The 18,564-nt window shown below is 70.0% G+C and carries 13 protein-coding genes; 5 read left to right on the top strand and 8 right to left on the bottom strand.

Annotated elements, in window-relative coordinates; all coding sequences use genetic code 11:
- Window positions 1-143 precede the first annotated feature (143 nt).
- On the bottom strand, window positions 144-1,406 hold the full coding sequence (locus tag SSP08S_RS18465) for an arginine deiminase (RefSeq protein WP_026178609.1): 1,263 nt from the start codon (window positions 1,404-1,406) through the stop codon (window positions 144-146).
- Between the two features lie 34 nt (window positions 1,407-1,440).
- Window positions 1,441-2,889, bottom strand: coding sequence for a basic amino acid/polyamine antiporter (locus tag SSP08S_RS18460; protein ID WP_174479394.1), 1,449 nt, complete (start codon window positions 2,887-2,889; stop codon window positions 1,441-1,443).
- A gap of 66 nt (window positions 2,890-2,955) precedes the next feature.
- Here SSP08S_RS18460 and SSP08S_RS18455 point away from each other — a divergent pair, with 66 nt between their 5' ends.
- Both SSP08S_RS18455 and SSP08S_RS18450 read left to right on the top strand, forming a co-directional pair.
- Window positions 2,956-4,053 (top strand): baeRF3 domain-containing protein, encoded by a 1,098-nt coding sequence (locus SSP08S_RS18455; protein WP_019069092.1) that lies wholly within the window; start codon window positions 2,956-2,958, stop codon window positions 4,051-4,053.
- 94 nt (window positions 4,054-4,147) lie between these two features.
- Complete coding sequence (locus SSP08S_RS18450) at window positions 4,148-5,173, top strand: Gfo/Idh/MocA family protein (RefSeq protein ID WP_019069091.1); 1,026 nt, start codon at window positions 4,148-4,150, stop codon at window positions 5,171-5,173.
- Here the strand turns inward: SSP08S_RS18450 and SSP08S_RS18445 are convergent.
- The 3 genes from SSP08S_RS18445 to SSP08S_RS18435 form a co-directional block, all read right to left on the bottom strand.
- Window positions 5,163-7,187 carry a phosphocholine-specific phospholipase C gene (locus SSP08S_RS18445; RefSeq protein WP_019069090.1) on the bottom strand — a complete coding sequence of 675 codons (2,025 nt, stop codon included), beginning with the start codon at window positions 7,185-7,187 and terminating at the stop codon, window positions 5,163-5,165. The genes SSP08S_RS18450 and SSP08S_RS18445 overlap by 11 nt on opposite strands.
- A gap of 139 nt (window positions 7,188-7,326) precedes the next feature.
- A complete protein-coding gene (locus SSP08S_RS18440; RefSeq protein WP_019069089.1) occupies window positions 7,327-7,740 on the bottom strand; it encodes an SsgA family sporulation/cell division regulator in 414 nt (137 codons plus the stop codon).
- Window positions 7,741-7,850: 110 nt separating this feature from the next.
- A complete protein-coding gene (locus SSP08S_RS18435; protein WP_019069088.1) occupies window positions 7,851-8,801 on the bottom strand; it encodes a LysR family transcriptional regulator in 951 nt (316 codons plus the stop codon).
- 71 nt (window positions 8,802-8,872) lie between these two features.
- Between SSP08S_RS18435 and SSP08S_RS18430 the strand changes: the two genes are divergently transcribed.
- Both SSP08S_RS18430 and SSP08S_RS18425 read left to right on the top strand, forming a co-directional pair.
- The gene (locus SSP08S_RS18430) at window positions 8,873-9,760 is read left to right on the top strand and encodes an SDR family NAD(P)-dependent oxidoreductase (RefSeq protein WP_019069087.1); all 888 of its coding nucleotides are present in this window, start codon (window positions 8,873-8,875) and stop codon (window positions 9,758-9,760) included.
- Window positions 9,761-9,799: 39 nt separating this feature from the next.
- Window positions 9,800-10,729 (top strand): SDR family NAD(P)-dependent oxidoreductase, encoded by a 930-nt coding sequence (locus SSP08S_RS18425; protein WP_019069086.1) that lies wholly within the window; start codon window positions 9,800-9,802, stop codon window positions 10,727-10,729.
- A 40-nt stretch (window positions 10,730-10,769) separates the two neighbouring features.
- Here SSP08S_RS18425 and murJ read toward each other — a convergent pair whose 3' ends face one another.
- Window positions 10,770-12,449: a murein biosynthesis integral membrane protein MurJ gene (gene murJ, locus SSP08S_RS18420; RefSeq protein WP_078532456.1), complete on the bottom strand. Its 1,680-nt coding sequence runs from the start codon at window positions 12,447-12,449 to the stop codon at window positions 10,770-10,772.
- 99 nt (window positions 12,450-12,548) lie between these two features.
- Window positions 12,549-14,828 carry a M4 family metallopeptidase gene (locus tag SSP08S_RS18415; protein ID WP_019069084.1) on the bottom strand — a complete coding sequence of 760 codons (2,280 nt, stop codon included), beginning with the start codon at window positions 14,826-14,828 and terminating at the stop codon, window positions 12,549-12,551.
- 538 nt (window positions 14,829-15,366) lie between these two features.
- On the opposite strand from SSP08S_RS18415, the gene SSP08S_RS18410 reads away from it, so the two are divergent.
- Window positions 15,367-16,794 carry a PP2C family protein-serine/threonine phosphatase gene (locus SSP08S_RS18410; RefSeq protein ID WP_019069083.1) on the top strand — a complete coding sequence of 476 codons (1,428 nt, stop codon included), beginning with the start codon at window positions 15,367-15,369 and terminating at the stop codon, window positions 16,792-16,794.
- Window positions 16,795-16,821: 27 nt separating this feature from the next.
- On the opposite strand, the gene SSP08S_RS18405 is transcribed toward SSP08S_RS18410, so the two are convergent.
- Entirely contained in the window at window positions 16,822-18,330 is a 1,509-nt protein-coding gene (locus SSP08S_RS18405) for a DNA-binding protein NsdB (protein ID WP_019069082.1), read from the bottom strand.
- Between the last annotated feature and the right edge of the window lie 234 nt (window positions 18,331-18,564).

Here is an 18,564-nt window from a genome sequence, read left to right as displayed (position 1 = left end):
AACCTGAACGGCCGCGCCACCCCACCGCTTTCGGCCGTGCTTTGCGTCCGCGAGATCCGCCGATCGGCGTCCCACCGGGCGGTGCTCGTCAGGAACCGGCCACGGGCAAAGAGTTCACCAACATCCCCGGTTCGCCCGGCAGTTCAGAACTCCACCGGGTCCCGCACGATCGGGCAGGTCATGCAGTGGCCGCCGCCCCGGCCGCGCCCCAGTTCGGCGCCGACGATGGTGATGACCTCGACGCCGGCCTTGCGCAGCAGGGTGTTGGTCTGGGTGTTGCGGTCGTAGGTGAAGACCACGCCCGGTTCCAGCGCGACCGCGTTGTTGCCGCTGTCCCACTGCTGGCGCTCGGAGGCGTAGACGTCCCCGCCCGTCTCGACGACCCGCAGCTCGGGCAGGCCGAGCGCCTTGGCGACGACGTCGGTGAAGGGGGTCGGGCCCTCGTCGACGATGTCGATGCCGGGGCCCTTGTCGCCGGGGCGCAGGGAGAAGGTGTGGACGGCGTCCATGATCGCCGGGTACAGGGTGACCAGGTCGCGGTCGGCGAAGGTGAAGACGGTGTCGAGGTGCATCGCGGAACGCAGCTTCGGCATGCCGGCGACGACGACGTGCTCGGCGGCGCCCAGGTCGAAGAGTGCTTTGGCGACTTGGGTGATGGCCTGGCGCGAGGTGCGCTCGCTCATGCCCATGAGGACCACGCCGTTGCCGACGGGCATGATGTCGCCGCCCTCGAACGTGGCCTGCCCCCAGTCGAGTTCGGGGTCGCCCCACCAGACGAGGGAGCCCGCGAAGTCCGGGTGGAAGGTGTAGATCGCCTTCATCAGCAGGGTCTCGTCGTGCCGGGCGGGCCAGTAGAGCGGGTTGAGGGTGAGGCCGCCGTAGAGCCAGCAGGTCGTGTCGCGGGTGTAGAGGGTGTTGGGCAGCGGAGGCATCAGGTATTCACGGACGCCGGTGGACTCTCGGGCGAGGGCGACATAGTCGGTGCGGTAGTCGTCGGGGAGGTCGGTGGTGGCGAGGCCGCCGATCAAGTACTTGGCCAGTTCGGCCGGTTCGAGGGATTCCAGGTAGGCGCGGGTCGCGTCGATGAGGCCGAGGCCGACCTCGTTGGCGACGATCTTCCGGTCCAGGAGCCAGTCCTTGGCGGCGGGGATCGTCATGGTCTGGGCGAGCAGTTCGTGCAACTCGACCACGTCGACGCCGCGTTCGCGGAGTTTGTTGACGAAGTCGGCGTGGTCGCGCTGGGCGTTCTCGACCCACATCACGTCGTCGAAGAGCAGGTCGTCGGAGTTGGTCGGGGTGAGCCTGCGGTGGGCCAGGCCCGGGGCGCAGACCAGCACCTTGCGCAGTCGGCCGACCTCGGAGTGGACGCCGTACTCATGTCGGTCCACGGTGTCTGGGTTGGTCACGGTGCACACACCTTTCCGGAGGTCGAAGGCGGGGTCAGAGGCTGATCCAGCCCGCCGCCAGGGCGACGACGCCGACGACGGCACCCGCGACCGAGACGGCGAGGATCACCAGTTCGCGGGCCGAGAAGGGCGAACGCCCCTGTTCCCTGCGGGACTTGACGAACAGGAAGGTGGCGGGCGCGTAGATGATGAACGAGACGAGGAGGTACTTGAAGCCGGCCGCGTAGATGAGGAACGCGGTGTAGACGGTGGCGAGCACGGCGACCACCAACTCGCCCCGCCCTGAACGGGTTCGCGCGAGCGCGATCCGTACGGCGAAGCCCGCCGCCAGCAGGAACGGGATCAGCGTCAGCGAACTCGTCAGGTCCAGTGCGAAGTTGAAGGCGTCGTCGGAGAAGTAGGTGACGACCAGGACGACTTGGCTCAGCAGCGTCGTCATCACCAGTGCGGGCACGGGCACGTCTGCCGCCGTGGACTTCTTCAGGAAGCGCGGCATGTCGTCGTCCTTGGCGGCGACGAACAGCACCTCCGCGGCCATCAACGTCCAGGCGAGATAGGCGCCCAGCACGGAGACGATCAGTCCGACGCTGACAAAGACCTTCCCCCAGGTGCCCACCGCGTGTTCCAGCACTCCCGCCATGGAGGGCTGCCGCAGTTCGGCGATCTCACCCATCGGCATCAGGCCGTACGACACGATCGTGACCGACGCGAAGACCGCGAAGACGCTGAGGAAGCCGAGGACGGTGGCGCGGCCGACGTCCTCGCGGCGGCGGGCGTGCCGGGAGTAGACGCTCGCGCCCTCCACGCCCAGGAACACGAAGACGGTGGCCAGCATGGTGCCCTTGACCTGCTGGAACAGGGAGCCCGCGTAGTCGGCGCCGCCGAAGTTCTCGGCGAAGACATGGGGCTTGAGGTAGAAGAGCGCGAGGACGACGAAGACGAGGATCGGCACGACCTTGGCGACGGTGACGATCCGGTTGATCGCCGCCGCCTCCTTCACCCCGCGGCTGATCAGCAGGAAGAAGAGCCACAGTCCGGCCGAGGAGAGGACCACCGCGAGGACGGTGTCGCCCTCGCCGAGCGAGGGGGCGATGGTGCCGATCGTCGACATGATCAGCACCCAGTACGTCACGTTGCCGACGCAGGCGCTGGCCCAGTAGCCGAACGCGGCGAAGAAGCCGAGGTATTCGCCGAAGCCGGCCTTGGCGTAGGCGTAGACACCGGCGTCGAGGTCGGGTCTGCGGACGGCGAGGGTCTGGAAGACGAAGGCGAGCATCAGCATTCCGGTGCCGGCGACGGCCCAGGCGATGAGGGCGCCGGCCACGCCCGTCTCCTGCGCGAATCTGCGCGGGAGCGAGAACACCCCGGCCCCGACCATGGAGCCGACCACCATGGTGGTCAGCGTCGGCAGGCTCAGCTTGGCGGCCGTGGTCCGGGTTTCGGTGGTGGCGGCTTGCGTCACCCGTGGGACGTTAGCAACCATTTGCCCCAATTGCCTGGCGGGCTTCCCCCATATGCCCCATCCGTCAATCGGCCCTATCGTGCTGTTATGGAGCACGCACTGAGTCCCGCCACCCTCACCGAACTGCGGCGCCCGCGCCCCTACCCCGCGGTCTCCGTGCTCACGCCGACACATCGCCGCGAGCCCGACAACGCCCAGGATCCCGTCCGGCTGCGCAATGTGCTGGCCGAGGCCAAGAAGCAGCTGGAGGCCGATCCCGCGGTCCCCCGGGACCGGCGCATCGACGTCGTCCGGCAGCTCGACCAGGCCCTCGCCGAGATCGATCTCGCGCACGCCGAGGACGGTCTGGTCATTTTCGCCGCGCCCGGTGAGCACCAGGTGTGGTCCCTCGCCAGGTCGGTGCCGGAACGTGTGGTGCTCTCCGACACGTTCCTCACCCGTAATCTCGTCTCCGCGCAGGCCTCCGAGCGGCCGTTCTGGGTGCTCTCCGTCTCCGCCGACCGCGTCACGCTGTGGAACGGCGGTGTCGACCGGGTCACCGAGGCCCACACCGGCGGCTTCCCGCTGACCCGCGACCGGGACAACTTCGACGCCGAGCGCCAGGAGCGCATCGGCGACATCCCGAGCACCTTCCGCGACGAGGACACCCGGCACTTCCTGCGCGAGGCCGACACCGCGATGGGCCGGATCCTGCGCGAGCACCGGCGCCCGCTCTACATCACCGGAGAGCAGGCGGCCCTGTCCGCGCTGGACGAGGTCGGCAGCTCCACCAACGGCGCGGTCCACATCCCCCATGGCGGTCTCGCACACGGCACGCCCGACGCGGTGTGGCAGGCCGTACGGCCGCTGGTCGACGCGGAGGCGCGCAAGAACACCAAGACCGTGACCCGGGAACTCGAATCGGCGCGCGGACGCAAGGAGTTCGCGGCCGGCGTCGACGAGGTCTGGCAGAACGCCCGCGAGGGCCGGGTGCGGCTGCTGGCCGTCGAGGAGAACTACCGCGTCACGGTCCGCGACGACCACGGCGACCATCTGGTCCCGGCCGACAGCGGCGACCTCGACGCCCGCGAGGACATCGTGGACGAGATCGTCGAACAGTGCCTGGAGACCGGTGCCGAGGTCCGCTTCGTCCCCGACGGCACGTTGAACGACGCGGACGGTATCGCGGGCGTGCTGCGCTACTGAACCCACCGCGCTGCCGGGCCCCGCACATTCCGGAGGCCCCCTCCCCCTACGGCGTACGCTACGGCGTGATCGTCGACGTAGAGGGAGAGCACACGTGGGTGACCTGCTGGGCGTGGCCGTGCTGGGTGCGGGACACATGGGAGCCGACCACATACGACGCCTCGACCAGGTGGTGAGCGGCGCCAGGGTGGCCGCGGTGGCCGACCCGGACACCGAGCGCGCCAAGGAGGCGGCGGCCGGTCTGGAAGCGGTCACGGTGCACGAGGACGCCGTGGCCGCGCTGGACGCCCCCGGAGTCGAGGCGGTGCTCATCGCCTCGCCGGGCCCCGCACACGAGGAGGCACTGCTCGCGGCCTTCGCACGCAGGCTGCCGGTGCTGTGCGAGAAGCCCATGGTGCCCGACTCCACAGGGGCACTCCGGGTGGTGGAGGCGGAGGCGCGGCTCGGGCGGCGGCTGGCGCAGATCGGCTTCATGCGGCGCTACGACGCCGAGTACCAGCGGCTCAAGTCCCTGCTGGACAGCGGACAGTTGGGGCGCCCGCTCATGCTGCACTGCACCCACCGCAATGTGTCCTCGCCGCCCTACTTCACCTCGGCGATGCTCATCGACAGCTCCGTCTCGCACGAGATCGACGCGGCCCGCTGGCTGCTCGGGCAGGAACTCACGGCGGTGAGGGTGCTCAGCCCGCGCTCCTCGGCGAACGCCCCGGAAGGGCTGATCGACCCACAGCTCGTGCTCTTCGAGACCGAGGGCGGTGCCCTGGTCGACGTCGAGGTCTTCGTCAACAGCGGCTTCGGCTACCAGGTGCGCTGCGAGGCCGTGTGCGAGGCGGGCAGTGCCCGGATCGGCGAGGACCACACGATGGTCGTCACCACGCACGGCAGCGCACACGAGGACGTGCCGCTGGACTACCTCGTGCGCTTCGCGGACGCCTACGACCGCGAGGTGCAGTCCTGGGTCGACGCCACTCGGCAGGGCCGCGTCACCGGCCCGAGCGTCTGGGACGGCTACGCGTCCTCCGTGGTCGCCGAGGCCGGGGTCCGGGCGCTGAAGAGCGGCGGCCGGGTGGCCGTGGAGCTCGCCCCGCGCCCGGAGTTGTACGCCGACCTCAGCCGCTGACGCTCGCCGCGCCCGACTCCAGGTGTCCGGTGAACCGGCGCGACCAGGTCGCGTCGGAGTCGACAGTGACCGTGAAGTCGTACCAACCGCCTTGGTAAGCAACGGCGTTGAAGAAGTCCTCCGTCGACGCGCCCGCAGCGACCGTGTAGGTCCACGGTCCGTCGCTGCGGTAGTGGTTGGACGTGATGGTGAACTTCACGGCTGCGGAGCCCGAGTTGACCATCTTGAAGTAGATAGCAAGCTTGCCGGTTCCCGACTCGACCGCGTAACAAGTGCTCACCTCGACGGACTTGCCCGCCTTCGTGGCATCGCCCTGGAAGCGGCGCAGGAAGCGGTTGGGGCCGACCATGGAGAGGTCGTACTTGCCGCTGCCGTAGCCCGTGCCGATGTTGAAGAAGTCGGAGGCGGTGCCGCCGGGGTCGATCGTGTACTGCCAGGGCGTGGTGTCGCGGTAGGCGTTGGGGTGGATCGAGAGATGGGCGGCGCTCTTGGCGGCGCCGCCCTGGTTGGCCATGGCGAACCAGGCGAGGATCTTGCCGCTCGACCCGAACTCCAGGTGGTCCAGGTACCCGTTGGGCTGGTACGGCAGCGCGCGGGCGGGCCGGGTGCCGGTCTCCTGCGCGGGCAGGGCGTTGTTCGTCGGCACCGGGTTGGGCAGCGGGCCGCAGGTGGAGATGCCGATGACGCTGGTCGCGGGGAGCGCGACGGAGCCGTAGACCGGGTTGGCGAAGTCGAAGACGCCGGTCAGGTCGCCGCTGACCTTGCGGCGCCAGGTGCTGATGTTGGAGCAGGTGGCCGGCTTGCCGAGGGCCGTGGTCCAGGTCTCCAGGAAGCGCAGGACCGAGGTGTGTTCGAAGACCTCGGAGGAGACCCAACCGCCGCGTGTCCAGGGCGAGATGACGATCATCGGGACGCGGAAGCCGAAGCCGTACGGGACGCCGTTGAGGAACTCGCCGTCGGTGCCGGCGGGCGGGGCGGGTGGCGGGACGTGGTCGAAGTAGCCGTCGTTCTCGTCGTAGTTGAGGAACAGGACGGTCGAGTCGAAGACGTCCGGGTCGGCGGCGAGGGCCTGGTAGACGAGGCCGATGAAGTGCGCGCCGTCGCCGGGCGGGGCGTAGGGGTGCTCGGAGAAGGCCTGGTTGGGGACGACCCAGGAGACCTGCGGGAGGGTGCCCGCGAGGACGTCGGCCTTGATGGCGGCGGCGATGTCGTCGGGGGTCGAGCCGGTGGCGGCCGGGACGGAGGCCATGCCGCGGTCGTAAAGGGGGCTGCCCGCCTTGGAGTTGGCGAAGTTCTTGAAGTAGGCGCAGGCGTTGTCGCCGTAGTTGTCGGCCGCGTTCTGGTAGACCTTCCAGCTCACTCCGGCGTTCTGGAGCGCCTCGGCGTAGTTCTGCCAGGTCAGGCCGGACTCGTCACCGCCGTCGTAGCTGGAGGAGTCGACCTTGCCGCTCCACAGGTAGGTGCGGTTGGGGCCGGTCGCGCTGAGGGTGGAGCAGAAGTAGGCGTCACAGACGGTGTAGTTGTCGGCGAGCGCGTAGTGGAAGGGGATGTCGGCGCGGTCGAGATAGCCGAGCGAGCGGACATTGCCCACGCCCGAGACCCAGTTGTCGAGGCGGCCCTTGTTCCAAGCGGAGTGCTGCGATGACCAGGAGTGCGGCAGGTCGCCGTTGCACTGGGCGAGCGTCTCGCCGTCCTTGCCGCCCGCGGCCGGGGTGGCGCTCAGCTTCCACGGGTACTGACGGGCGCCGCCGTTGGGCTGGTTGAAGACCGGGTAGCCGCCGCTGAGGGTGATGCCGCTGCGGTCGTCGAAGCCCCGGACGCCCTTGAGGCGCCCGAAGTAGTGGTCGAAGCTGCGGTTCTCCTGCATGAGGATCACCACGTGTTTCACGTCCGAGATCGTGCCGGTCGCGGCCTGCTGTGCCGCGATCGCGGGCCGTACACCGGTGCCCGTCACCATGCCCGCCGCCACGGTGGCACCGAGCCCCACGAAGCCTCTTCGGCTGATCGGTGTCATGCGCTCCGCCCTCGTCACAGGCGTGCCCGAGCGGCACACCGCGCGCAAGGGTGCACGGGGTGATCGCCAAGGTCCATACCCGGACGGTGAGATGGAGGTGAACAAAAGTCAAAACCGCTGTCCTGGCGCCGAATTGCCCTCAGACACTTCCGAACAAGGCGCTCAGCCCCCGGTCGACGACCGCGTCCATGTCCTCCTGCCCGGTGGCCACCACGTCGTACGTCCGCAGCAGGAAGCGGCGCAGCGCCGGGGTGTGGAAGTGGAGCAGGGCGAGCCCGAACGGCGAGTGGAACTCCAGCACCGTACGGGCCTGACCGCACGGCCACAGGTGCACGTCCCCGCTCCCGGCCGGCCGCCGCAGCCCCTCCTCCAGCAGTGCCCGGGCGAAGGTCCAGGTGACCGTGTCACCGTCGAGGGACACCTCGGGCGGGAAGTCGAGGTGCACGGCCAGCGGGTCCGAGGTGAGGTAGCGAAGCGTGGCCGACACGGGAATCTCGGTGTCGTCGGCCGTGATCAGCCGGGCTCGGGTGGGCTGTTCGAGGGTGATGTCCATGGGCGGTCTCCGCTACGGGTGAGAGGTCGGCCGGATTGCCGTGTGCCTGTACGACCTCGTAGGTGCCGTTCGCATTACGCGGAACCACGAATGAGTTGATGTGACGTGCATCACACCACCGTTGAGTCGCCTCCTCCGGGGCTCGTGTCCCCGCCGTCGAGTGCGGCGGCACGCAGGGCGGCCGCCACCCGAGTGACCGCCTCGCCGGGCGCCCCCGGAAGCCGCGCGAGCAGTAGTCGCCGCTGCTCCTGGGGTCCGCCCCGCACCGGCAGGACCCGCACGCCGGGCGGGACGGCCGGAGCCAGGGAGGCGGACACGGTCGTCAACCCGCAGCCCGCCGCGACGAGTTGGAGCTTGGCCAGCCAGTCGCGGGCGATGTGGGCGATCTCAGGGCGTTCGTCGAGGCCGGGCCATACGCCCATGAGGCGGTCCTCGCCGGAGGAGGAACCGGCGATCCAGCGCCGGCCGCGCAGGTCGGCCACGTCGACGAAGTCGGCGCGGGCCAGCGGGTGCGTGGCGGGCACCGCGAGGTACAGCGGGCGTTCGGTGAGGGTGCGCAGGACCAGCGGGGGCGATTCGGTGTCCGGGGGCCGGAAGGGGGGCGCGGACGCCAGTAGCGCCAGGTCGAGGCTGCCGGCCCGCAGGGCGCGGACCAGGGCCGGAGTGCCGCCCTCCCGGCTGACGACGTTCACGTCCGGGTCGCTGCGGCGCAGGGCGAGCAGGACGCGTGGCAGCAGGGCCGCTCCGGCGCTGGGCAGCCAGCCCAGGCGGACGGTCGCGGCCTCGGTGGGCAGCCCGGAGAGTTCGCGGGCGGTGGTGTCGATCTGGTCCAGTACGACCGTCGCCCTGCGCATGACGATGTGGCCGGCCGGGGTCAGCCGTACGCCGTCGCGGCGGCGTTCCAGCAGTTCCGTGCCCGCGGCGCGTTCGATCGCGGCGATCTGCCGGGACACCGCCGACTGGGTGTAGCCCAGCGACGCGGCGGCCGCCGTGAAGGTCCCCTGTTCGGCGACCGCGCGGAAGACGCGCAGGGCGGTGAGTGACACATCCGTGAAGTCCATGACGATTACGCATACTAGCGGTGCGTAACTTTCGTTGGACGCATGCATGTGATCGTTCCTACCGTGGAGGCATGAACGCTCCGCGCATCGCCCTCGTCACGGGCGCCAACCAGGGACTCGGCCGCGCCCTCGTCGAGGGACTGGCGGCCCGCATGGGTCCCGACGACACCGTTCTGCTCACCGGCCGCGACGAGCGGCGGGTCACCGACGCGGCCCGCGAGGTGGCCGCCCTGCCCGGCACCCGCAGCCGGGTGGAGGGCCGGGTCCTCGACGTCACCGACACCGACGCCATCGCCCACCTCGCAGACGAGCTGCGGCAGCGCTACGGCGGGGTCGACATCGTGATCTCCAACGCCGTGACCCGCATGCTCCCCGGGGAGTCGCAGTCCGAGCGCGCCGACGAGTTCATCGACGTCTCCAACACCGCTACCCACGCGATGCTGCGCTCCTTCGGCCCGGTGCTGCGCCCGGGCGGCCGGTTCCTCGTCGTGGCCAGCAGCCTCGGCACCCTCGGCCATCTCGACCCCGCGCTGCACGACCTCTTCGACGGCGCGAGCCTGGACCAGGTCGAGTACGCCGTCGAGTCCTGGCGCAGCGCCGTCCACCACCGGACCACCGCCGAGGCGGGCTGGCCGCTCTGGCTGAACGTGCCCTCGAAGGTGGCCCAGGTCGCCGCCGTCCGCGCGGTCGCCGCGGAGCGCCGTCAGGACGACCTGGCGAGCGACACCCTGATCGCATCCGTGTGCCCCGGCATGGTGGACACGGCCACCTCCCGCCCCTGGTTCGACGACTTCAGCCAGGCCAAGTCCCCGGCCGAGGCCGCGAGTGCCGTGCTCGACCTCGTCTTCGCGGAGCACGTCGATCCCGCGCTCTACGGCGAACTGGTGCGCTTCGGCGCCGCCTTGGACTGGCACTCGGGCAAACCGCTGGTCGAGCAGGACCTCAAGCTCACCCCCTGACCAGGGCGCAACCAGTTCAGCACGGCAAGGAGTTCACGCATGACTGCCCTCACCACCCCCTTCGGTTTCTCCAGCACCGCCGCGGACGTCGTGGACGGGATCGACCTGACCGGCCGCCGTGCCGTCGTCACCGGCGCCTCCTCCGGCATCGGCGCGGAGACGGCCCGCGCGCTGGCCGCCACGGGGGCCGACGTCACCCTCGCCGTACGGGACTTGGCGGCGGGCGAGCGGGTCGCCAAGGACATCACCGCGACGACCGGCAACGAACAGGTGCGCGTGGGGCGGCTCGACCTGACGGATCTCGACTCCGTCGCGGCCTTCGCCGCCGCCTGGCAGGGCCCGCTGCACATCCTGGTCAACAACGCCGGTGTGATGGCCTGCCCCGAGCAGTACACCGACCAGGGCCGCGAGTGGCAGTTCGCCACCAACCACCTGGGGCACTTCGCCCTCGCCACCGGACTGCACGGCGCCCTCGCGGCCGACGGCAACGCCCGTGTCGTGGTGGTCAGTTCCACCGGTCACCAGCAGTCGCCGGTCGTGTGGGACGACATCGACTTCGACTTCCGGCCCTACGACCCGTGGCTCGCCTACGGCCAGTCCAAGACCGCCAACATCCTCTTCGCGGTGGAGGCCACCCACCGCTGGGCCGGCGACAACATCACCGCCAACGCCCTGATGCCGGGCGCCATTTACACCAACCTCCAACGGCACACCGGCGGACGCGGCAGCGGAAAGGTCCCGGCCGAACTCATCAAGACCGCGGAGCAGGGCGCCGCCACCTCCACCCTCCTCGCCACCTCACCCCTGCTGGAGGGGATCGGCGGCCGCTACTTCGTCGACTGCAAAGAAGCCGACGTCGTCGACCGCCGCTCGGGCACACTGCACGGAGTGGCCCGTTATGCCGTGGATCCCGACAACGCACGGCGACTGTGGGTCCTGTCTGAGGGGCTGGTCGCGAAGGGTGCGTGAACTGTCCGCGTCGGTGACCGCGCGGGCCGGCGCCCGACACTCAGCCCAGTCCGGGCAGGCTCCGCAGCTCCCCTATCCGCAGCAGCCGCGCCAGGAGCAGGAACAGCACGGCCATCGCCGTACCGCCCGCCGCCAGCGAGAGGGCAGGCGCCCAACTGCCCGTAGCCAGGCCCTCGTTGCAGACGCGGGCCAGAAGCCACCCGGCACCTCCGGCGGCGGTGGCGGCCACGGTCAGTTTCGCGTAGGTGCGACAGATCCGCCGTCCGTCGAGTAGTCCCGCGGTACGGCGCCGCAGGCGCAGCGCGGTCAGTAGCAGACCGATCCCGTACGACACGGCGTAGGCACCGGCCATTCCAGTGACCGCCCAGCGCGGGGGCAGCAGGAAATGGCAGGCCACGGCCAGCACGATGTTGATGCCCGAGATCAACACGGCCATCCGGAACGGCGTTCGGGTGTCCTCGAAGGCATAGAAGCCGCGCAGCAGAAGGTATTGGGCGGAGAAGGGGATCAGTCCGAGGCCGAAGGCCTGCAGCATGTGGCCCAGGGGGACGGTGGCCGCGGCGTCGGCGGAGCCGTGGGCAAACAGCAGTTGGGCCGTCTGCGGGCCGAAGGCGAGGAAGAAGAAGGCGGCGGGGACGATGACGACACCGCTGACCCGCAGTGCGCGGGACAGGTCGGCGCGCAGGTCGTCGAGGCGGTGCTCGGTCGCCGCCCGGCTCATGCGCGGGAGCAGCGCGGTCACCAGGGACACGGTGATGATCGACTGGGGCAGCATCCAGATCTGCTGGGCGTAGCTGTAGGCGGTGTAGCCGACGCCGTCGCGGGGCCGGGCCGCGTCGGCGGCGGAGGCCAGGCGGGTCACCACGGTGCTGGCCGCCAGGTTGGTCAGCACGAACAGCAGTGTCCAGCGGGCCGCGTTGACGCTCTTGCGGAGCCCGGTGCCGCGCCAGTCGAAGCGCGGCCTGAACCGGAATCCGGCCGCCAGGGCGTAGGGAATCAGGGCGAGTGCCTGCACTGCGAGGGCGAGTGTGGTCCCGATGCCGAGCAGCCGGACCTGGGCGCCCGTGATGTCCGACACCTGTTCCGGTGCGGTCAGCAGGCCCAGGTAGAGGCCGAACATGGTGATCAGGACGACGTTGTTGAGGACCGGGGTCCACATCATCGCGCCGAACCGGTTCCGGGCATTGAGGACTTGGCCGAAGATGCTGAAGACGCCGTAGAGGAAGATCTGCGGGAGCAGGAACCGGGCGAAGACGACGGTCAGTTGGAAGGCGTCGTGGGTGGCGGGTGTGTCGTGCTGGTAGACGCTGATGATCTCGGGGGCGGCCCAGGTGGCCAGTGCGGTGCCCACGCCCAGGACGCACAGCACGAGGGTGACCAGTCTCTGCTCGAACGCGGCGCCGCCGTCGGGGTGTTCGGTCCTGGCCCGGACCAACTGGGGTACCAGAACGGAGTTCAGGGCGCCGCCGATCAACAGGAAGTACAGGCTCGTCGGCACCGTGTTGGCCTGGTTGTAGGTAGTGGCCAGCAGTCCGGTGCCCAAGGCTGCGGCCTGAAGTACCTGGCGTATCAGGCCGGTTGCGCGAGAGACCAGGGTTCCCGCCGCCATCAGCGCGGACGAACGCAGCAGTCCGCCCCCGCCTTCCGTCTTCTTCCGCGCGGCATGCCTGGGTCGGGTGCCCGACCGCTGTAACCGCTCGGGCGCTGTCTCCTCGATCATGGACACAATCTACGACGCCCGGGTGACGGCTCCGGCCGCGCCCACCTGGTGCGGGCGCGGCCGGGACCGTCACGGACGGTCAGTCACGCGGGCTGTGCGTCAGGGAGTCAGCTGCCACTGCTCGATGTAGCCGACGTCGATCGCCGCGTGGTCCTGGACCCTCAACTTCCAGGTGCCGTTGACCGGTTGGGCGGAGGCGTCGACGGTGAAGGTCTGGTCGATGTTGTCGGCGGAGCCGCCGGCGCGGTTCGACAGGGAGTAGACGGTGCCGTTCGGGCCGACGAGGTCGACGGTGAGGTCGCCGCGGTAGGTGTGGACGATCTTGACGTAGACCTGGGTGGTGGCCGAGGCGTTGCCGTCGCGGCCGGTGACCGTGATCGGGGACTCCACGGCGGCGGCGTTGTCGGGGATGTCCACCCGGGTGCTGCTGGCGTAGATGTTCGCCACGCGCCAGGTGAAGGAGGTGGTGGCGGACGCGCCCGTGTCGTCGGTGACGGTCACCGTGACGTCGCTGCTCCCGAGGGTGGTCGGGATGCCGGAGATCAGACCGGTGCTGTCGATGGAGAGTCCGTCGGGCAGTCCGGTGGCCGAATAGGTCAGTCCCGCACCGGAGTTGGTGGTGTACGCGCTCGTCTGCAGGGACACGGACTGTCCGACTCCGCTGATCTGTGCGGAGATCGGGGCCACGTTGACGCCGAGCGCGATCCGGCTGCCGACGTTGATCGCCGCCCACGCGTCGGCCACGGCGAGGTACGTCGGGCTGTACGCGCCGAAGAGGTCGGCCGCCGCCTGGAGGGTCGCGGTGCGGGCACCGGCGTAGTTGGTGGACGAGGTCATGTACGTGGTGAGCGCCCGGTACCAGACCTTCTGGGCGTTGTCGATGCCGATGCCGGCGACGGGCACGCCGTCGTAGGTGGGGCTGTCGTAGGAGACGCCGTTGACGGTCTTCGCGCCGCTGCCCTCGGACAGCAGGTAGAAGAGGTGGTTCGCCGGGCCGGAGGAGTAGTGGACGTCGACGCTGCCGAGCGTCGAGCTCCAGTAGTCGCGGGACGCGCCGTCCTTGGAGGGCTTGTCCATGTAACGCAGCGGTGTGCCGTTGCCGTTGATGTCGATCTTCTCGCCGACCAGGTAGTCGGGGACGTCGGCGGGCAGGTTCTCGTGGAACTCCACCGCGGCGGCGAAGATGTCCGAGGTGGCCTCGTTGAGACCGCCCGACTCACCGGAGTAGGTGAGGCCGGCGGTCGCGGCGGTGACGCCGTGGGTCATCTCGTGCGCGGCCACGTCCAGCGCCGTCAGGGGGTGGGTGTTGCCCGAGCCGTCGCCGTAGGTCATGCAGAAGCAGGTGTCGGACCAGAAGGCGTTGACGTAGTTGCTGCCGTAGTGGGCCCGGCTGTAGGCGGCCACGCCGTCGTTGCGTATGCCGTTGCGGCCGAAAACTTCCTTGTAGTAGTCCCACGTGGCCGCGGCGCCGAACGCGACGTCCACGCCCGCGGTCTGGCGGTTCGTCGCGGTGCCGTCGCCCCAGACATCGTTGTCATCCGTAAACAGGGTGCCCGTGCCCGAGGTGCCCTGGTTCAGGTCGTAGGTCTTGTGTCCGGCGCGGTCGCCGTCGACGAGCTGGTACGTCGAGGTCGCCGGGTCGAGCGTGGTGCTGAGCGGGACCGATCCGTTGAACTGGCCGGTACCGGTGCCCGTTTCGATGCCCTGGTACTGGAAGACGGCCTTGCCCGAGTCGGCGTCGGTGATCACGTGGAGTTCACTGGGGGTGCCGTCGTCCTGGAAGCCGCCGACCACCGCCTCCCAGGCGAGGACGGGCTTGGCTCCGGCGGCCCAGACGACGAGGCGCGGGGCGCCGTCGAGCTTGACCTCCTCGCCGCCCTTCTTCGCCGCGGCCACGAGCGCCTTGGCCTTCACCGTCGCCGAGGTCACGTTCGGGGTGATGTCCGCCAGCTTCAGGTCCGCCTTCGCGGCCTTCGTCACCGAGAGGCGGCCGCTCTTGGCGTGGACGACCAGGTCGCCGCCGAGGACGGGCAGTCCGGCGTACGTCCGCTCGTAGCGGGTGTGGGTGGTGCCGTCGGCGTCCTGCGTGACGTCCTTGACGACGAGCTTCTCCTTGGCCCCGAGGCCGAGGTTCTTCGCCGTGCTCCGGACGGCCGCGCCCGCGCTCTTGAGGAGGGCGGCGTGCTTCGCCGGCGTCAGCGTGACCGGGGCGGCTCCGGCCCGGGGGGTGGCCAGGATCTTCGCCGGGGAGTGGCCGCCGCCGGGAACGGCGGAGGCGGCGCCGGTCTGCATTCCGGCGGCCAGCAGGGTGCCGACTGCGGTGAGCACCAGAGCGGCGGTGTATCTGGGGTGGTGCGGATAACGGTCATGCCGGGTCAAGGCGTTCTCCTTATGTGGGGTGGTCGGACTCGGTGGAGTCCTGGAGAGCGGGTCGGGCCGGGGTACGGCCGTCCGGCGGCGCGCGGGTACTAGGAGGAAGGGTGAGGAGGAAGTGAACGCTCGGTGAGCGTGGTGCACAGCAGCGTGGCATCACGCCCACAGAATTGTCATGGCTATAACAAAGCAACGGCTCAAAATGACTGCTGCGTACTGCGGATCACTCACCCGAGCAACACTTTTCGGCCTCTCACCGGACGTCTGCGCCATGCAGGAACACAAGAGCGTCGAACAGGTGGTTGAATGTCGACTCCTGCGGGTGACCCATACCCCAACTCGCGTACCGCGTATACGACTTGCCCCACCTGGGCAGCTACGCCACCGACACGGCACCATCCGTCCGTGAAGACGCTGGCATATGCCAGAAGCACCACCGGATCGGGTGTTGCCAAATCCCTTACAGGGCGTCGCGGGCTGTGCGACAGTCGTAACCGGTCCCTCCATCCGCCTTGGTCGAACCGTCCCCGCATCGGAGTGCGTCATGCCGTCCCATCTCTCTGCGGACCGCCCAGCCGCCCAGCCGCCCGCGCGCGGCTCGGTCGACGCGCTGATATCGCAGGCGCGGCGGCTCATGGGCGACGTGGACGCCGTACGGCGGGACGCGCAGCGGGACGGTTCGGATCCCCGGGAGCGGTGGCAGCGGGCGCTGTGCGATCTGGCGCTGCATCAACTCAACGACGTCGACGAGCACTTGGCCCAGCTGCGGGACGGCCCGCCGCCCGTGCCGGCGGCCGTCCAGACGCCGGTCGCAGCAACTGCCGTACCGGAGGCACCCCGACCCGACTCACTGCTCAGCCGGGTCGGCAGCGCCGAGTGGAATCTGCTGACGGACGCGGTGAGTTGGTCCGGGGAGCTGTACCAGATCCTCGGCCGCGATCCGGCCGCTCCTCCGCTCACCCTCGACGAGCTGCCGTCCCTGGTCCTCGACGAGGACCGGCCGGGCCTGACGGCGATGGTCACGGACTGCCTGGTCGACGCCAAGCCCATCGACGGCGAGTTCCGCGTCGTACGGCCCGACGGCGCCGTACGGACCGTGCACATGATGGGCGAGCCCGTGCTCGACGCCGACGGCGGCACCGCCTCGATGTGGGCCGTGCTGCGGGACGTCAGCGAACTGCGCCGCAGCCAGCGGACGGTGAGCGAGACCCGTGACTCGCTGCAGCGCCACCGGCACCACGCGCAGACCGAGCGCCGGCTCGCGGTCGAACTGCAGGAGGCCGTGCTGCCGCCGTGGCGCGGCACCCTGCGGCTCCCGCACCAGGGGCCGGAGACACTCGACCTGGCCGCCCGCTATCTGCCCTCCTCGACGAACGCGCTGATCGGCGGCGACTGGTACGACGCGCTCCAACTCTCCGACGGCGCCACCCTGTTGAGCGTGGGCGACCTCACCGGACACGGTGTCGCCGTCACCTCGGGCATGGCGATGCTGCTCGGTGCCCTGCGCGGCATGGCGATGGCGGGTACCGAGCCGGGCCAACTGATGTCCTGGCTCAACCAGTTACTGGACGCCACCGTCCAACCGGCCCTGGGCAGCGCGGTGTGCTGCCGGTACCGGCCCGAGACCCGCACGCTGACCTGGGCGCAGGCAGGACACCCCGCCCCGCTGCTGTTCCGCGACGGGACGGGGCGCATGCTGAGCGCACCGGACGGCGTCCTGCTCGGCGCCACCTCGGGAGCGTCCTACGGACAGGCCGAGGAGACCCTCGAAGCGGGCGACGTACTCCTGCTGCACACGGACGGACTGGTGACCGGGCACGACAGGCCGGAGGCCGTGGACCGGCTCCTCGACCTGGCCCCGCGGTTCGGCGAGGCGCGTACCGCACAGGACTGCGTACGCATGGTCGTCGAGGAGTTCGGCGACTCCGCGCGCGAGGACGACGCCTGCGTGCTGGTCGCCAGGACCGCCTAGGTCAGAAGGCGTTCTGGCACAACCTCCTCATGCCTGGGCGCTGTTGGCGTTCCTGGTCCTGGCGCTCCTGGACTGTGGCCTCGGCAGGGCGAGCTTGATCTCCTCCCGCAGCTCGTTGATCCTCGGGTAGTTGGAGTACTGGGCGGTGAGCCGGTACATCTCGCGCAGCCGGTCCCAGGTGCGGTGGGAGGAGTTCGATCCCATCGACGCCAGGGCCAACCGCGCGTACCTGTCGGCCTGTTCGGGGTCGTCCGCGATGAAGCACGCCGAGGCCATCGACAGGAAGTCGAAGATCTTCGACCGCTGCCGACCGTCGACCCGCAGCGCCAGGGCCTTCTCCGCGAAGTACTGGGCGTGCACGGCCGCTCCCGGCTCGTGCTCGGCCAGGGTGCGGTAGGCCAGGGCCTGCATGCCGTAGAGGTCCTCCTCCTTGAACGTCTGCATCCAGCTCGGGGACGGTACGTCGCCGCGGTCGGAGACGAAGAGGTCCTCCGCCTGGCCGAGGGTGCGGCGCATGGCCTGGCCCTTGCCCATCGACGCCTGTGCCCAGGCCTCGACGGTGTAGAGCATCGCCCGGGTACGCGGCAGCACCTCGTCGCCGGAACCGGTCTTGGCGAGTTTCATGAGATCGAGCGCGTCGTCGGGCCGGCCCAGGTGCACCATCTGGCGAGCCGCCCGGGAGAGCGCCTCCCCGGCACGGGGCCGGTCACCGCCCTCACGGGCCGCGTGGGCGGCGATGACGAAGTACTTCTGGGCCGTGGGCTCCAGGCCGACGTCGTGCGACATCCAGCCCGCGAGTACGGCGAGATTGGCGGCGACGCCCCACAGGCGCCGCTGCAGATCGGCGGGGTGCCGGTAGGCCAGCATGCCGCCCACCTCGTTGAGCTGTCCCACCACAGCCTTGCGCTGCAGCCCGCCGCCGCGGGCCGCGTCCCAGGCTCGGAACACCTGGACGGACTCCTCCAGTTCCTCGATCTCCTGCGACCCGATGGGGGCGGCCTCATAGCGGTCGAACCCAGCGGGGTCGGCGTGCAGGGGATCGTCGAACCGGGGAGCGTCGGCGGAGAGAGTCGGATCGGAGTGCAGCCATGCGTACATGGCGCTGCTGAGTGCGGAGCCTGCGGCGAGCGCGGCGCCCGCGCCCACCAAGCCGCGTCGGTTGAGCATGAGGTCCATTCCCGTGAATTCGGTGAGGACCGCAGCAGTCCGTTCGGGCGCCCACGGCACACCGTCGGGATGTTCCACACTCCCGTCGTCGGGCCGTTTCCCCACACGCCCGTGCCGGACCAGACCGAGGTCCTCGATGGTCACGACACGGCCGAGACGCTCGGTGAACAGGGCCGCCAGCACCCGCGGCACCGGATCGCGCGGGATCTCTCCCGTGTCGATCCAACGCCGTACCCGCGAGGTGTCGGTCGAGAGCTGGGGGTGGCCCATGGCCGCCGCCTGCCGGTTGACCAGCCGCGCGAGTTCGCCCTTGGACCAGCCGGCCAGGCCGAACAGGTCCGAGAGACGGGAGTTGGGTTGTCCGTTCACGTCAAGCCCCCAGGTTCTCGGCTGACTTGAACATAGCCCGGTGCGCTGTGCCGGGCGACTATTCGCCAGGGTTCGCCAGGGTGCGCCAGATGGTGTGCCACTGCGCATCTGGTGTCAGGTAGGAACGCGCCACCCCGACCCGGTCACCGAGGGACATTCCCCAGGATGGACCCGCGGGACCGGGCCGGGTAGCGCGCTTGCTTGGACAGGCACTGCAGGCACACGAAGGGATCT

Origin of the sequence: Streptomyces hokutonensis, assembly GCF_000376565.1 — a bacterium.
Classification (GTDB): domain Bacteria; phylum Actinomycetota; class Actinomycetes; order Streptomycetales; family Streptomycetaceae; genus Streptomyces; species Streptomyces hokutonensis.
Note: the sequence above shows the minus strand (reverse complement) of the source record. Positions and strands in the feature narration are given on the sequence as shown.

Excerpts from the sequence above, each read along its gene's own strand:
- SSP08S_RS18445 (WP_019069090.1), bottom strand. The coding sequence starts at position 7,187 with ATGACACCGATCAGCCGAAGAGGCTTCGTGGGGCTCGGTGCCACCGTG.
- murJ (WP_078532456.1), bottom strand. The coding sequence starts at position 12,449 with ATGATCGAGGAGACAGCGCCCGAGCGGTTACAGCGGTCGGGCACCCGA.
- SSP08S_RS18410 (WP_019069083.1), top strand. The coding sequence starts at position 15,367 with ATGCCGTCCCATCTCTCTGCGGACCGCCCAGCCGCCCAGCCGCCCGCG.
- SSP08S_RS18435 (WP_019069088.1), bottom strand. The coding sequence starts at position 8,801 with ATGGACTTCACGGATGTGTCACTCACCGCCCTGCGCGTCTTCCGCGCG.
- SSP08S_RS18425 (WP_019069086.1), top strand. The coding sequence starts at position 9,800 with ATGACTGCCCTCACCACCCCCTTCGGTTTCTCCAGCACCGCCGCGGAC.
- SSP08S_RS18460 (WP_174479394.1), bottom strand. The coding sequence starts at position 2,889 with ATGGTTGCTAACGTCCCACGGGTGACGCAAGCCGCCACCACCGAAACC.
- SSP08S_RS18440 (WP_019069089.1), bottom strand. The coding sequence starts at position 7,740 with ATGGACATCACCCTCGAACAGCCCACCCGAGCCCGGCTGATCACGGCC.
- SSP08S_RS18430 (WP_019069087.1), top strand. The coding sequence starts at position 8,873 with ATGAACGCTCCGCGCATCGCCCTCGTCACGGGCGCCAACCAGGGACTC.
- SSP08S_RS18455 (WP_019069092.1), top strand. The coding sequence starts at position 2,956 with ATGGAGCACGCACTGAGTCCCGCCACCCTCACCGAACTGCGGCGCCCG.